15 protein-coding genes are annotated in these 14,219 nt (G+C 69.2%); 9 read left to right on the plus strand and 6 right to left on the minus strand.

What is annotated here, in order from left to right; translation table 11 throughout:
- Positions 1–44: 44 nt before the first annotated feature.
- From FOH10_RS16000 to FOH10_RS16030, 7 genes are all read left to right on the plus strand, one after another.
- Complete coding sequence (locus FOH10_RS16000) at positions 45–1,040, plus strand: BtrH N-terminal domain-containing protein (protein ID WP_143981324.1); 996 nt, start codon at positions 45–47, stop codon at positions 1,038–1,040.
- Positions 1,041–1,263: 223 nt separating this feature from the next.
- Positions 1,264–2,781, plus strand: coding sequence for a SulP family inorganic anion transporter (locus tag FOH10_RS16005; protein ID WP_143981325.1), 1,518 nt, complete (start codon positions 1,264–1,266; stop codon positions 2,779–2,781).
- Position 2,782: 1 nt separating this feature from the next.
- Entirely contained in the window at positions 2,783–3,196 is a 414-nt protein-coding gene (locus FOH10_RS16010) for a MerR family transcriptional regulator (protein WP_143981326.1), read from the plus strand.
- 81 nt (positions 3,197–3,277) lie between these two features.
- Entirely contained in the window at positions 3,278–4,276 is a 999-nt protein-coding gene (locus FOH10_RS16015; protein WP_244962014.1) for an RNA polymerase subunit sigma-70, read from the plus strand.
- Positions 4,277–4,314: 38 nt separating this feature from the next.
- Complete coding sequence (locus FOH10_RS16020) at positions 4,315–4,905, plus strand: maleylpyruvate isomerase family mycothiol-dependent enzyme (RefSeq protein ID WP_143981327.1); 591 nt, start codon at positions 4,315–4,317, stop codon at positions 4,903–4,905.
- Positions 4,906–4,979: 74 nt separating this feature from the next.
- The gene (locus tag FOH10_RS16025) at positions 4,980–5,279 is read left to right on the plus strand and encodes a hypothetical protein (protein WP_143981328.1); all 300 of its coding nucleotides are present in this window, start codon (positions 4,980–4,982) and stop codon (positions 5,277–5,279) included.
- Positions 5,280–5,386: 107 nt separating this feature from the next.
- Positions 5,387–5,839, plus strand: a complete 453-nt coding sequence (locus tag FOH10_RS16030) for a hypothetical protein (RefSeq protein ID WP_143981329.1) — start codon at positions 5,387–5,389, stop codon at positions 5,837–5,839.
- Between the two features lie 94 nt (positions 5,840–5,933).
- Here the strand turns inward: FOH10_RS16030 and FOH10_RS16035 are convergent, their stop codons facing one another.
- From FOH10_RS16035 to FOH10_RS16055, 5 genes are all read right to left on the minus strand, one after another.
- Positions 5,934–6,218, minus strand: coding sequence for a hypothetical protein (locus FOH10_RS16035; protein ID WP_143981330.1), 285 nt, complete (start codon positions 6,216–6,218; stop codon positions 5,934–5,936).
- An 85-nt stretch (positions 6,219–6,303) separates the two neighbouring features.
- Positions 6,304–7,017, minus strand: a complete 714-nt coding sequence (locus FOH10_RS16040) for a hypothetical protein (RefSeq protein ID WP_221937983.1) — start codon at positions 7,015–7,017, stop codon at positions 6,304–6,306.
- A gap of 111 nt (positions 7,018–7,128) precedes the next feature.
- Positions 7,129–8,697 carry an HD domain-containing phosphohydrolase gene (locus tag FOH10_RS16045; RefSeq protein WP_143981331.1) on the minus strand — a complete coding sequence of 523 codons (1,569 nt, stop codon included), beginning with the start codon at positions 8,695–8,697 and terminating at the stop codon, positions 7,129–7,131.
- A 66-nt stretch (positions 8,698–8,763) separates the two neighbouring features.
- Positions 8,764–9,846, minus strand: coding sequence for an NAD(P)H-dependent amine dehydrogenase family protein (locus FOH10_RS16050; protein ID WP_143981332.1), 1,083 nt, complete (start codon positions 9,844–9,846; stop codon positions 8,764–8,766).
- Positions 9,843–10,850 (minus strand): Rieske 2Fe-2S domain-containing protein, encoded by a 1,008-nt coding sequence (locus FOH10_RS16055; protein ID WP_143981333.1) that lies wholly within the window; start codon positions 10,848–10,850, stop codon positions 9,843–9,845. Before FOH10_RS16055 ends, FOH10_RS16050 begins: the two co-directional genes overlap by 4 nt.
- Positions 10,851–10,968: 118 nt before the next feature.
- Between FOH10_RS16055 and FOH10_RS16060 the strand changes: the two genes are divergently transcribed.
- Positions 10,969–11,586 (plus strand): TetR/AcrR family transcriptional regulator, encoded by a 618-nt coding sequence (locus tag FOH10_RS16060; protein WP_143981334.1) that lies wholly within the window; start codon positions 10,969–10,971, stop codon positions 11,584–11,586.
- Positions 11,587–11,631: 45 nt separating this feature from the next.
- Here FOH10_RS16060 and FOH10_RS16065 read toward each other — a convergent pair whose 3' ends face one another.
- Positions 11,632–13,050, minus strand: coding sequence for an MFS transporter (locus FOH10_RS16065; RefSeq protein WP_143981335.1), 1,419 nt, complete (start codon positions 13,048–13,050; stop codon positions 11,632–11,634).
- Between the two features lie 73 nt (positions 13,051–13,123).
- Here FOH10_RS16065 and FOH10_RS16070 point away from each other — a divergent pair, with 73 nt between their 5' ends.
- The gene (locus FOH10_RS16070; RefSeq protein WP_143981336.1) at positions 13,124–13,747 is read left to right on the plus strand and encodes a TetR/AcrR family transcriptional regulator; all 624 of its coding nucleotides are present in this window, start codon (positions 13,124–13,126) and stop codon (positions 13,745–13,747) included.
- Positions 13,748–14,219 lie beyond the last annotated feature (472 nt).

Here is a 14,219-nt window from a genome sequence, read left to right on the forward strand (position 1 = left end):
CACCATGGACGGTGGTTCTCCGCTCCCGTCCAGGAAGGTTGACGATGGCCACGGTGGTAGACGTCGACGCGCGCGGCGCGCAGCACTGCGAGACGACGGCGCTGGGCGTACTGCTGCGACAGCGGGGCCTCGAGCTGTCCGAGCCCATGCTCTTCGGGCTCGGCGGCGGGCTGTCCTTCCTCTACTGGGACAGCAAGGCCATGGACTTCCCCTTCCTCGGCGGACGCGTCAAACCGTTCGACCTCACCCGCAACCTCGCCGCCACCCTCGGACTGAACCTGCGCGTGCACGAGACCACGTCACCGCGCAAGGCGTGGGAGAACGTGGCCTCCGCCCTCGACGACGGCCAGCCGGTGGGCCTTCAGCTCGACAGCTACCACCTGGACTACTTCGGCTCGAAGGTGCACTTCGGCGGCCATATCGTCGCCATGTACGGCTACGACGAGCACAATGCCCTCCTGGTCGACACCGCACAGCAGGGCGGCGCGGTCACCACCAGCCTGGCCAGCCTCGCCGCGGCCCGCGCCGCACGCGGCCCGATGACGGCCAGGAACCGCTCGTTCACGCTCACGCCGCCCACTCCCCCACCCGACCCACGCGGCCGGATCGTTCCCGCCGTCACCGCCTGCGCCCGTGCCTTCCTCGAGCCACCCATCGCCAATGTCGGCTACCGCGGCATCGAGAAGGCCGCTCGACTGGTGCCCACCTGGTTCGAACGCACCGACGACCCGGGCCGTGACCTGCCGCAGGCCGCGCTGCTCATGGAGCGGGCCGGGACCGGCGGCGCCCTGTTCCGCAATCTCTACCGCGACTTCCTCGCCGAGGCGATGGAGCTGCGCGACGCCAGCGAACTCCGCACCGGCCACCGCCTGTACACCCGTGCGGCCACCCACTGGACCGAGGTGGCCGCACTCCTCACGCAGGCCGGAACGGCAAGCGCCGCACAGCATCTCGCCCAGGCGGGCACGCTGCTCGGCGAGGTCGCCCGCATCGAGCGCGAGGCCATGCTCACCCTCGTTCGACTGGGCGAGCCGGAATGAGATCTCGGCCACGTCCGCCCCGCCGAGCTTGCGACTCTACCCGCACGGGAGGGTAGAGTTCCCATCGCTGAGCGTTAGCTGAGATTCCGCATCAGGCAGTGTGGCCGATGCCGATCAGCAGTGATTCCGCATCGTCGGCCGCTCGCATCCGGAATGAATTCTGTTCATGCCCACGCGTTTCCGCACTCCGGTGACGCGTGCGCAGTGATGATTGGAGCCGCCGATGGTGACCGCCGCGCCCACCCGCGATACCGAAGGGTCGGTACTTCACGCCCTGCGCCATCCCACCCGATTGCGCACCGAGGTGCTGGCCGGTCTCGTCGTCGCGCTGGCCCTCATCCCCGAGGCGATCTCCTTCTCGATCATCGCGGGCGTGGATCCGCGCGTCGGCCTGTTCGCGTCCTTCACCATGGCCGTCACCATCGCCATCGTGGGCGGTCGCCGGGCCATGATCTCGGCGGCGACCGGTGCGGTGGCGCTGGTCGTCGCACCGGTGGTGGCCGAGCACGGGCTCGACTATCTCATCGCCACCGTGATCCTGGCGGGTGTGCTCCAGATCGTGCTGAGTGTGCTCGGCGTGGCCAAGCTGATGCGCTTCATTCCGCGCAGCGTCATGGTCGGCTTCGTCAACGCCCTGGCCATCCTCATCTTCCTGGCCCAGATCCCGCACCTGCTGGGCGTGCCGTGGCTGGTGTACCCGATGGTCGCGATCGGCCTGCTGATCATGGTGTTCCTGCCCAAGCTCACCACCGTCGTCCCGGCTCCGCTGGTGGCCATCGTCGCGCTCACCGCGGTCACCGTCGCGTTCGCGCTGAATGTGCCGAATGTCGGCGACGAGGGTGAGTTGCCGTCGAGCCTGCCGTCGCTGCTGCTGCCGAACGTGCCGCTGAACCTGGACACCCTGAAGATCATCGCGCCCTACGCCCTGGCCATGGCGCTGGTCGGCCTGCTCGAATCCCTCATGACCGCCAAACTGGTCGACGACATCACCGACACCCACTCCGACAAGACCCGCGAGGGCTGGGGCCAAGGCATCGCCAACGTGGTCACCGGCTTCTTCGGCGGTATGGGCGGCTGCGCCATGATCGGCCAGACCATGATCAATGTGAAGGTGTCCGGCGCGCGCACCCGCATCTCCACCTTCCTCGCCGGTGTCTTCCTGCTCATCCTGGTGGTTGGCCTGGGCGATGTGGTCGCGCTGATCCCCATGGCGGCCCTGGTCGCGGTCATGATCATGGTGTCGGTCGGCACCATGGACTGGCATTCCATCGCCCCGAAGACGTTGCGGCGCATGCCGATCGCCGAGACCACCGTCATGCTGGTCACCGTCGCGGTCACCGTGTTCACCCACAATCTCGCCTACGGCGTCATCGTCGGCGTGCTCACCGCCATGGTCGCCTTCGCCCACCGCGTCGCCCACTTCACCGAGGTGACCAAGGTGCACGAGGCCGACACCGACCAGGACGGCGACATCGACACCCGCGTCTACACGGTGCGCGGCGAACTGTTCTTCGCCTCCAGCAATGACCTGGTCTACCAGTTCGACTACACCGGCGACCCGCACAACGTGATCATCGACATGTCCGACGCCCACATCTGGGACGCCTCCACCGTCGCCACCCTCGACGCCATCACCACCAAGTACGCGTCCAAGGGCAAGCACGTCGAGATCATCGGACTCAACCCCGCCTCCGAGCTGCGCCGCGAACGCCTCAGTGGCCACCTCGCCGGAGCGCACTGACATGGCCGACCGCGCCACCCTGCAGATCGGTCAGGTCGCCGAGCGAACCGAGTTGTCGATCAAGACGATTCGCCACTACGACGAGGTCGGCCTGGTCACCCCCTCGGCGCGTTCGACCGGCGGCTTCCGCCTCTACACCGAGGCCGACGTGCGCCGCCTCATGGTCATCCGCCGGATGAAGCCGCTGGGCTTCACCCTCGCCGAGATGAAGGAACTGCTGGAGTCCCTGGCCGTCCTCGACGATGCCACCGCCGACGCCGACCGGCGTCGCCGAGCCGCCGAGGTCCTGCGCGACTGCCACGACAAGGCCGAGGCGAGCTGCGCGACGCTGCGCCGCCAACTCGCCTACGCCGAGGAGTTCGCCGCCCTGCTGTCCGATCGCAGCGCGGCGAGAGACTCCGCACCCGCGACCTAGCGCGCCGGATTCGCCCGCGGGCGCCACCACGCCGACGCGACCGTGGTGGCCCCCGCGCGCCCGGGCTGCGAGCATGGGGCGGTGGCCGTCGATACCGAAGAACTGGATCCCCGCGCACTGGAGGCGCTGCGGATGCCGTTGACCGGTTACTGCTACCGCCTGCTCGGCTCCGCCGCCGACACCGACGACGCGGTGCAGGAGACGCTGATCCGCGCCTACACCCGACGCGACGGGTTCGACCCCGGCAAGGGGCGGCTGTCCACGTGGGTGCACGCCATCGCCACCAATGTGTGCCTGGACATGCTGCGGTCGGCGCGGCGGCGGATGCTGGTGTGGGAGGGGCCGGTTCCCGACGGGTTCGACGCCGGCTCGGTGCTGCCCGCCGACCGGTGGATCGAGCCGATGCCCGACGCCGAACTCGTCGACGCGACCGACCCGGCCGAGGTGGTCGTGCGGCGCGAATCGGTGCGGTTGGCGTTCGTGGCGGCGCTTCAGCATCTGCCGCCGCGACAGCGGGCCGTGCTGGTGCTGCGCGATGTGCTGGCGTTCTCGGCGGCCGAGACCGCCGGGATGCTCGGGGTCAGCGCGGCGGCGGCGAACAGTGCCCTACAGCGGGCGCGGGCGACGCTCGACACGGTGCGGACCGATCGCGGGCACGCGCTCGACCTCGACGCCGAGCGGGATCGCGACCTGTTGCGGCGGTATCTGGTCGCCTTCGAGGCACACGATGTCGACGCCTTGGCCGCGCTGCTGTGCGAGGACGCCGAATCGAGTATGCCGCCCTTCCCCTGGCGCATCGACGGACGCGACGCCCAGCTCCGGATCTTCGCCGCGGCCGACGACTGTACGCGTGATCGGCTGGTGCCCGTCCGGATCAATGGTTCCACCGGATTCGGCCAGTACCGCCCGGACGAGCACGGCGTGCTGCGCCCGTTCGCCCTGCTCGCGCTCGAGCAGCGCGGCGGTCGCATCGCGCGACAGCTGACCTTCCTGGGGACGCACGCTCGATTCGCACGATTCGGATTGCCCGAGACATTCGATTCCGCGACGACCGATGAATTTCGGCCACCCGCGTCGTAGCAGTAGTGACCCCATCGCTACGACGCTTCGGAGAGCCCGTGACCGACACCATCGACCTGCGCGCCCACACCACCGCCGAGCGGGAACGCCTCGCCGACCTGCTCGCCACCCTCACCCCCGACCAGTGGGCCGCGCCCTCGCTCTGCACCGGCTGGCGGGTCCGTGAGGTCGTCGCCCACATGACCATGGCCTACCGCATCTCGTTGCCGCGATTCGCCATCGGCTTGGCCGCGGCCCGCTTCTCGTTCAACCGCTATGCCGACCGCGCGGCCCGCGCCGATACGCGACGTCTGAGCGACGCCGAACTCCTGACCTGCCTGCGCGACAATGTGAACCATCCGTGGCAGCCGCCGGGCGGCGGCCCCGCGGGCGCGCTGAGCCACGACGTCATCCACGGTCTCGACATCACCGAACCGCTGGGCCTGCCCGCGGCCCCGGCCGACCGCATCGCGCTGGTCCTCGGTGACGGTGATCCGAAGACCCTCGCCTACTTCGGCGTCGACCTCACCGGCGTGCAACTGCGGGCGACCGACGCGGACTGCACGATCGGCTCCGGAACCCCGGTCGCCATGCCCGCCAAGGACATCCTTCTCACCGTCACCGGTCGCCGCCCCGTCGAGCGGGGGTGACCCGACGCGGATCAGGGTGCCACTCGGGGAATTCACCGATGCGCCCGATTCGGCGGGCGAGGACACTCGACAGTGTGACGACCAACGATGCCACCCCGCGTACACCGATCGCCCCGACCGACTCCACACCCGCCCCGCGCCCCCGCGGCGGCGGGACCCGCTCGCTCGGCGTCGCCCTGCTCGCCGCCGCGTTCCTGGCCGCACCCGCCGCGTGGGCGGCCGGTACGGCCGCCGCGGACGACGGCGACGAGCGGGGCTACGGCTACGTGCTCCAGTTCGGCGAGAACGGCTACGAACACCACTGGGTCCAGCACCCCGACCGCGCCGGCTACTACTACCACGACGGCCAGATGTACTGGAACCCGGGCAAATAGCCCGACACTCCCGAATCGGTGCGGATACCCGCGGCGATTCCGCCTGCACCACCGGATGATTCGCCCGCTCCGACCCGACTGTCGGTGAACGGCGCTAGTCTCGCCCCATGGGCATTTCGTCGCGGCGCGATGGCCCGGTCGATCCGATCGCGGCCGCGTTCTTCTGGCTGCCGGAACTCGGCATGCCACCGCGTCCCGGTGTGGAGGGCCTGTCCCGGCCCGCCGCCCGGGTCGTCATCGAGGCGGCACCGCAAGCCTGGCGCTACGCGGGCGACTGTCTCGGCACCAATTACGCACTGGAGTCCTTCACACTGGTCGAACGCCTAGGCAGGCAAGCCCCCGATCTCATCCGCCGGGGCAAGCCCGTCCGCTGGGCACGAGCCTGCGTCTGGGCGGTCGGCCACCGCTACGGGCTCATCGGCCAGGACTGCGGCCTGGATGCGCCGAACCTGTCCCGGGAACTCGACGCCAAACCGTACTACCTGAACCGGGACGCCGCCGCCATCCGCGAGGTCATCGACCAGAACTGGCACATCCCGCTGGACTACGACTTCAGCTAGGCGGCGCTGCGACCAACCGGTCCGGCGAGGGTGTCGGCCACCGCCACAGCCGGCGATTCCGGGGGGGCCGACCGTCGCACAGCGGCCCTCGAGTTCAGTCGATGTGGAAGGTGTCCGCGCGGTGCGACAGCCGTTCGGCGAAGGTCTCCGTCCACGCGGTGGACTCGGGTTCGTCGGGGGTGATGGGGGTGCGGTGGCTCGCTCTGGGAGGCACGGGGATATCGCGGCGCTCGGAGCCGCCCGGACCGGCCTGGAGGGCCAGCAGCCGCACACCCCAGCGGACGTAGGCCGGAACACTCATCCCCGCGCACTCGGCGGCATCGCGCAACGTGAGCCAGTCCCCCTCGCTCACGGTCACCACTATGTCTTTGCTCGCCATACTCGACAACCGTAGACCGCGTTCGGGGGCCGCGCAGCGAGTCCGGGTATCCGCTGTGGGTGCATCGGGCGCGGCATCCGCCCGGCTATCGGGCACTGACGTCCGGTGTGCGGATCCGCCACATGCCGCCGCCGATGGCGAGTACGCCCCGGGCGGGCAGGGCGACCGCACCGATGACCGGGTTCTCGGCCAGGCGCACGGGATTGCCGAGATCCTGGCCGTCGAGCACGGCCGATGCCGCCGTGATCAGGTACATCTGCTCGGGCATCAGGGTCCCGTAGTGGCCGCTCGGCATCGTGCCGGACATCCGCAGGGAGCCCATACCCAATGCGGCGGCGGCGATTTCACGGGCACGCAACAGCGATCGCGAACGCCAGGTGCGCAGCGGCAGCCGCGGTCCCAGCGCGTTCGGGAGCCGCAGCGCCGGCGTCTCGGTGGCGGTGAACGTCCACTCCAGCGCGGGGTCGTCGACCGTGACACGCACCGACGCCGGTCCGGTCCAGGTCACCTCGATGGCGGCGAGACCGGTGTATCCGCACGCCGCGCCGAAGTAGCGCGGACAGGCGGTGTCCACGCGGTCGCCGTCGACGAAGATCGACCAGCGGCCGTCCGGATCGCGATGCCACACACTGCGATACGGACCGAAGCTGTTGTCGGGGAAGACGCGCAGGGCGAGGATGTGGCCGCTGTCGAACGGCAAACCGAAAACACCCCACCCCCGGACGTATTCGTGGCCGGGCCACGGCGCTTCACCGCGGCGTTCCGGCAGGTCCCGCAACCGGGTCGCCAGGTCGAGCATGGTCCTCACCTCCGTGCGATCCATCCACGACGCGGCGGCGGGTACCGTGGCGACGTGAATCGGACCACCAACGCTAGGCACGGTGCGACCGCGTGTCGTCGGGTGTTCACCCTACGAATCGGCGACGGTGTCCAGCAGTCCGTGCGCGACGGCGTAGAGGGTGACGGTCGATCGGCTCGACGATCCGGTCTTGGCGTAGATACGCTCGATATGCGTACCGGCGGTCTTCGGGGTGATGCCCAGGGCGCGGGCGACCTGCCGGGTGGACGCGCCCCGCGCGATCAGCACCAGCACCTCGAGCTCACGCGGCGTCAGGCCGTCCGGTCCCCGGCGGCGACGGTGGCGTTGCTGCCCCGCCGCGGTGAGCACGGCGTCCACCGCCGTCGCGTCCAGACGGCCGCCACGCACCCCGGCCCGCAATTCGGCCACGATTCGACTGGGCGGCAGCGCATCCCGGTACGCCCGCGGTTCACTCATGGCCCGATAGATGTCGGCGGCGGCGAGTATGCGCGCCGCCACCGGTAGCGCCGGTCCGGTCAGCCCGCGGTGCGAACCGGAACCGTCGAGACGTTCGTGGGCCAGGGCGGCGACGGCGCCGATGCGCGCCAGCGCCGCCGGGCGGGCCAGCACCCGTTCGGTGTAGTACGAACTCAAACGGAGCCGTTCACGCTCGGCCACCGTGAGCGCGCCCGGCTTGTCCAGGATGGTGGCCGGAACACCGTGCAGTCCGATGTCGTGCAGCAGTGCCGCGCGGCGCAGCACGGTGGCATCGGATGCGGCGAGCCCCGCGACGGCCGCGGCCCGATCGGCGAGATCGGCCACGCCGCGCGAATGTCCCGCCCGGTAGGGCGAGCGCAGGTCGGTGAAGTCGGCGATCACCTCGAGCGCGGTGTCGAGTTCCAGGTCGGTGAGGTGCCGCCGCAGCGCCGGGTCGTCGGCGATGATCTCGCCGTAATCGGGATCGGCATCCAGTTCGGAGAGCAACTCCGCGGCCGCCGCGCGAAAGGCGTCCACCACGGCCGGATCGAACTGGGTGCCGCGCCGGGAGCGGACGACGTCGAGCGCGGCGTCCATCCCGGCCGTCCGGTACACCACCTCGACGACGTCGGCGAGATGGAACAGCCGTACACCGAGTCCGATGCGGTCACCGCCCACACCGACCGGCACGCCCTTGCCGTCCCATCGCGCGAAGAACTGCCGCAGCGAGTCGCCCACGGCCGGTCCGAGCCCGAGCCGCTCGGCCATGGTCGAGGTGGTGAGACAGTGCGAGATGAGCCCCCGCTCGATATCGCGGCCGCCCCTGGCCGCGATCGTCACCGTCTTGCGCACCCGCTGCGGCAGCGGCCCCGACGATCCGGCGTGCGACAGGAAGAACATCGCCCCGCCCACGCCGCGCAGATCCACCCGGTAGCTGTCGGCGCGGAAGGCGATGTCGTCACCGAACCACGCGGCCACCTCGGGCGCGTCCGCCACGCAGCCCGCCCAGGCCAGCACCGCGATGTAGTACAGCTCCGACCGCTCCTCGGCACTGAGCCCCACCTGCTCGCCGAGCCGGGCGGCCAGCCGCCAGGAGCGCAGCACATGCGCCATCGGCTGGCCCAGGCCGAGGTCCATCGCGAAGGAGAACGCGGCCAGCAACGCTGCCAGCGAAACACCCGAATCCCGAGCGTCGCGCGTCATGGTGCGAGCATAGACGCGGCAATCGCCGGCGTGCCGGGTGCCGCTCGCCGGAGCGGCGCGATCGGCTCAGCGTGCGAACCGGCCCGCGAACGAGCGCAGGGGCAGGTCGGCGCTGGTGATGATCCCGGGCGGCGCGGCGTGCACGGCACGGATGGCGTTCAACGCGGGCAATCCGGTGACGGTCATGCCGATGGCGGCGAAGTTCGCGGGGTCGGACAGGTCGAATCCCTTGCGCGGGAAGATCATGTGCTTGCTGTAGATGTTCGGGTCACCGGTGATCTGGGTGATGTAGCAGCCCTTGATATCCCATGCGGGGTCGGTATGCGGAGTCATCTGCCATTCGAGATGGGTTTCCACCCGCGGCACGCCGTCCACCATGCCCTGATATCTGAGGTAGCTCGCGCCCAGGGAGCCCTTGGGCAGGTGGTACCAGCCGAGGTCGACGTCCTCGGTGCACGCGCCGAGTTCGTAGCCGAACGCCACCTCGTCCAGCTCGAGCTCGAAGGCGTCGGCCATGAGGTGGACCGCGTCGGCGAAGACGGCGGTGTAGGTGTAGAGCGAATCCGCGATTGTCGGATCGTCGACGGGGCGTCCGTAGCCCACCGCCCGCCAGGTGTCGACGGAGTGGTGGCAGGAGACGTCGACCGATTCGGTCACGGTGACATTCTCGATCTCGGCGACGTCGGCGCTGTGCACGATGCCGAGGATCTGGCACAGCCCCGGGTTAATGCCGGTTCCGTAGAAGGTCGAGTTCCCGCGCTCGCAGGCGGCCTGGATGATCTCGCTGACCTTTCGGCCCGAGGGGTGCGGATGGTTGCGATCACGGTGGTAGCCGGTGATCCAGTCGGCGGTGGTCACCACGTCGATACCCGCCTCGAGCACCCGCTCGTACAGATCCTCGTCCGGGAACACCCCGTGGAAGGTGAGCACATCGGGCCGGGCCGCGATGATCTCCTCGACCGATCCGGTGGCGCGCAGGCCGATCGGTCCGATGCCGACGATCTCACCGACGTCGCGCCCGATCTTCTCCGGTGTGTAGCAGTGCAATCCGACCAGTTCGAGGTCGGGGTGTGCGCGGACGCGTCCGATCATCTCGGTGCCGAGGTTGCCGGTGGCGACCTGGAACACCCGAATCGTGCCGGTGCTCATGCTGACGGACCTTTCTGCCGTGCGATGGCGGGATAGAACTGCACCGCCCACTCCCGCAGTGCGGTGAACCCCTGGAATTCCTTGCGCGACAGCGCCGGTGGGTCCGAATACCGCTGATGCGCCCAGATCTCGATATCGGCCTCGAACTGCTCGATGACGAAACCCGCCATGGCCCTGCCGTATTCGGTGATGTCGGGACCGTCCTCCCCGGGTTTGCGGCCGATCCACACGGTGAACCGCACATCGCAGGTGCTGTCGTCGACCGGGGTCACCGCGGGCATGGTGCGGTTGTCGACCATGCCCCAGCTCTTGGTGAGCGAGCAACCCAGCCCGGCATTGACGGACTCGACGCCGCTGCGCGCCTCGGCGGCGGTGGTTCCGGCGTCGAAGGCGATGGTGAAGTCCACGTAGGAGACCGGCCCGGAGAAGTCGTGGCGGGTCAACTCGGGGACGAACGGCGTCTTGTGCACGAACGTGAAGTGCGCGAAGTCGACACCGTTCTCCAGCACGTACTGCGGATGCAGTTCCAGCCGCCGCCGGTACAGCGTCGCGGCGGGGAACGGCGGGTAGTAGTCGGCGGCGGTCTTGTCGTCGCCGAAGGCGGAGAACAGATCCGGGACCTCGAAGTACGGTGGTCGCCCCGCGGTGTCGAACCAGATCCAGACCGCCTCGTTGCGTTCGACGACGGGGTAGGTGCGAATCCGCCGTCCTCGATTCGGATGGGTCTCATACGGTATGCACACATTGCGGCCGTCCCGGTCCCAGTGCCAGCCGTGGAACGGACAGACCAGGTTCTCGCCCTCGACGTGCCCGCCGTAGCCGAGGTGGGCGCCGAGATGTTCGCAATAGGCGTCGAATACCGAGATCCGGCCGGACACCGCCCGCCAGGCGACCAGGTCGCGGCCGAAGTACGTCATTCGGTGCACGGAGCCGACCGGAATCTCCGCGCCCCACGCGACTTGGAACCAGCCCGTCGGCTCCATCGGCAGTGGTGGTTTCGCCATCTCGATCCTCCGAAGCCCGGTCACGCGGCGACCATAAGAATAGAACCCTCTGTGAAAGAATGAAAGAGCTTGCTACGAAACTGGTTCGACTAGCGCGAGATCGGTAGACTTCGCCTCCGTGACGGAGGCGGCGATCGGCGGACGACGGGCGAACAGGCGCGGCATCGCCTCTCGCGAGAGCATGCTCGAAGCGGCCATCACCTCACTGGCCACCGGCGACCCCGCCGCGGTCTCCGGCAATCGGATCGCGCGTGACATCGGCGCGACCTGGGGCGTGATCAAGTACCAGTTCGGCGATATCGACGGGCTGTGGGCGGCGGTGCTGCGCCATACCGCCGACAAGCGCGGCGATCTGCCCGCGGGCACGAAACCCGGTGGCACCCTACGGGAACGGGTGTCGAACCTGATCCACACCATGGCCGCGGGACTGCGCACCCCCGAATCCCTGGCGATCGAGACGCTGCGCGCCGCCCTGCCCCGCGACCATGCCGAACTGGAACGCGACTACCCCCGCACCGCCGCCGAACTGTCGTCCTGGAAGCCGCGGTGGGATCAGGCGTGTGAACGCACCTTCGCCGACCTGAACGTGGACCCGGTCAGGGTGCGGCAGGTGGCCGCGCTCCTCCCGGCGGCCATGCGCGGCATCACCTCCGAACGGACCCTGGGCACCTACGGCAACCTCGATGACGCACTGGACGGCCTCATCGGCAGCATCGTCGCGTATCTGGAGACCTGAACCAGCCGACGCGATCCGGCATTCGAAACGATGCGGTCGAGACGGTCAGTCGCCGTCGCGCCCGGCGGGCAGGGCGACCGCGATGACGGCAACCGCGAGCATCAGGACCGCCATGGCGTAGAAGGCGCGATCGTAGGCGTCGAGCAGTGCCGCCGGGGCACTGCCGGACACACCCGCCACGGTGATCAGCGCGGCCAGCCCGAGTGCACCGCCGACCTGTTTGGTGGTGTTCATCAGGCCGGAGGCGGCTCCGGCGTCATCGGCGGGGACGCCGAAGGTGACCGTCGTGGTGATCGGGGTGTTGAGCAGGCCGCTGCCGATACTGAAAACGACCGCGGGGCCCAGTATTCCGAGCAGGTACCCGCTGTCGACGGCGAGTTGCGCCTGCCACCAGAATCCGGCCGCGGCGAGCAGCGCGCCAACCGCGATGAGGACGCGGCCGTCGACGCGGCGCAGCAGCCACGGCGTCGCACGCGCACCCACCAGGATGGCGACCACGGTGTGCGGCAGGAAGGCCAGACCGGTCAGCAGCGGGCTGTAGCCGAGGACGTTCTGCATGGACAGCGTGAGGAAGAACCACATCGGATTCAGGCAGGCACCCGCCAGCAGCATGGCCGCATTGCCCACCGCGACCGAACGCATGCCGAACAGGCGCAGGGGGATCAGCGGAACCACCGCCACCCGCGCCTCGACAGCGATGAACAGGCCGAGCAGGCCGAGACCCAGTGCGATGCCGATGATCGTCGGCATCGCGGCCCATCCCGATCTCGCCGCCTCCGCGATCCCGGCGGCGAGAGCGCCCATGCCCGCCGTCGCCAGCACGGCACCGACCACATCCAGCCGTGGCCGCGCGCCGTCCGGCCGATCGGCGGCGATGTAGCGCACCGTGAGCACCACCGCCGCCATGCCGAGCGGCACGTTGACCAGAAGGGTGGACCGCCAGGACAGATACTCGGTGAGGAGGCCGCCCACCAGATTGCCAGCGGTGCCGCCCGCTGTCCCCACCGCGGTCCAGATCGCCAATGCGCGGGTGCGAGCGGACCCCTCGGGGAAGGTGGCCGTGAGCATGGTCAAGGTGGCGGGCGCGAGCACTGCGGCGCCCAACCCCTGCACCGCGCGCGCCGCCACCAGCATTCCGGCCGAATCAGCAAGACCGCCAACCAGACTCGCACCCGAGAACAGCAGCAGTCCAGCAAGGAAGACGCGGCGGCGACCGTACAGGTCGGCGAGGCGACCACCCAGCAGCAGCAACCCCGCGAACGTCAGCGCGTAGGCGGTGACCACCCACTGCTGTCCGGTCTCACCGAAGCCGAGTGCCGCCCGAATCGACGGGAGCGCCACATTCACCACCGAGATGTCCAGCACCACCGCGAACTGGGCGGCGCACGCCACCGCCAGCACGATCGCTCCGGCGCCGCTCCGCTGCTCGTCGACGCGGTTCGCCTGGGCTGCGTATTCGGCCATCCCACCTCCCGGCTTATACGCTTGTATCATATACACTTGTATCACGAAGTTTCGCTGAGCGAAAGGAAGGGCCGTGCCCCGCACTCCCGACCACGCGGCTCGCCGCGCACAGATCGCCGACGCCCTGGTCCGGGTGGCGAGCCGCGACGGTCTGCACGCGGTCACCATGCGATCGGTCGCGGCCGAGGCGGAGGTCTCACTGCGCCTGGTGCAGTACTACTTTCACGACAAGGAACATCTGCTGATCGGCGCGCTGGAACATCTCGAACAGCGAAGCCACCGACGTTGGGCGCAGCGCCTGGCAGCACTCCCCGATCCCCCGCCGCCACGCGCCGTCATCGAGGCGTTCCTGCTCGAGGCACTGCCGACCGACGATGCGAGCCGGGTGTTCCATCTGGTCGGCACCTCCTACGCCGTGCTCGCCATGACCGATCCTCGCATCGCCGGGCAGCCCTTCATCGGTGGGGTGGGCCGCCTCGAACGACAACTCGCCGACACCCTCGCCACCGCCCGGGCCGGGGGCGAGCTGGCCGACGACGTCGATGTCGACATCGAGGCGACACGCCTGGTCACCCTCACCAACGGCTTGGGGACCACCGTCTTGGTCGGCCAGCGCAGCGTCGACGACGCCATCGCGGTGGTCCGCTATCACCTCGATCGCCTGTTCCGGCCCGCGCGCGGCGGGTCCGCTCGCTGACCACACCTCGGATGCCGATTCCAGCGGCGGGTCCAACGGCTTTCGAAGATGCGATTACCGATTGCGTAGTCCGGCGAATCCGTGCGATCCGCCGTCGGCCGAATGGACAGATCCGAATTAACAAATACGACCGGTCAGTATTCATCGTCTATCCAGTCCGGTTGCGAGACCTACTTCACAGCCCGGCGGGCGCAACCGGATCACCGGATGAGCGATCGAAATGCTATGGCAATTGCCCGCATTTCACGGAGATGTACCAGACCTTTCGGTGCGGTTAACGGCGCAGCATCCGGTATGCAGGCAGTATGCGGCGTTCGGCGTATGGGCACACGGAAAACTGGTCGGATGCCTGGCGATACGCGGCGATGTTGCTCCTGGACCGTTAGCGCTGCGCGCGGCGATTCCAGCCGGTAATATCAAGCGGCGGTATCTGAATACGCTGCGGTCGAACGTATTTGGCGCGCCGGTGCAG

This window comes from Nocardia otitidiscaviarum, from assembly GCF_007362295.1.
Lineage (GTDB): Bacteria > Actinomycetota > Actinomycetes > Mycobacteriales > Mycobacteriaceae > Nocardia > Nocardia otitidiscaviarum.

Bases quoted from the DNA above. Each gene is read 5' to 3' on its own strand.
- FOH10_RS16000 (WP_143981324.1), top strand. From the start codon at position 45: ATGGCCACGGTGGTAGACGTCGACGCGCGCGGCGCGCAGCACTGCGAG.
- FOH10_RS16005 (WP_143981325.1), top strand. From the start codon at position 1,264: ATGGTGACCGCCGCGCCCACCCGCGATACCGAAGGGTCGGTACTTCAC.
- FOH10_RS16010 (WP_143981326.1), top strand. From the start codon at position 2,783: ATGGCCGACCGCGCCACCCTGCAGATCGGTCAGGTCGCCGAGCGAACC.
- FOH10_RS16030 (WP_143981329.1), top strand. From the start codon at position 5,387: ATGGGCATTTCGTCGCGGCGCGATGGCCCGGTCGATCCGATCGCGGCC.
- FOH10_RS16035 (WP_143981330.1), bottom strand. From the start codon at position 6,218: ATGGCGAGCAAAGACATAGTGGTGACCGTGAGCGAGGGGGACTGGCTC.
- FOH10_RS16040 (WP_221937983.1), bottom strand. From the start codon at position 7,017: ATGCTCGACCTGGCGACCCGGTTGCGGGACCTGCCGGAACGCCGCGGT.
- FOH10_RS16045 (WP_143981331.1), bottom strand. From the start codon at position 8,697: ATGACGCGCGACGCTCGGGATTCGGGTGTTTCGCTGGCAGCGTTGCTG.
- FOH10_RS16050 (WP_143981332.1), bottom strand. From the start codon at position 9,846: ATGAGCACCGGCACGATTCGGGTGTTCCAGGTCGCCACCGGCAACCTC.
- FOH10_RS16055 (WP_143981333.1), bottom strand. From the start codon at position 10,850: ATGGCGAAACCACCACTGCCGATGGAGCCGACGGGCTGGTTCCAAGTC.
- FOH10_RS16065 (WP_143981335.1), bottom strand. From the start codon at position 13,050: ATGGCCGAATACGCAGCCCAGGCGAACCGCGTCGACGAGCAGCGGAGC.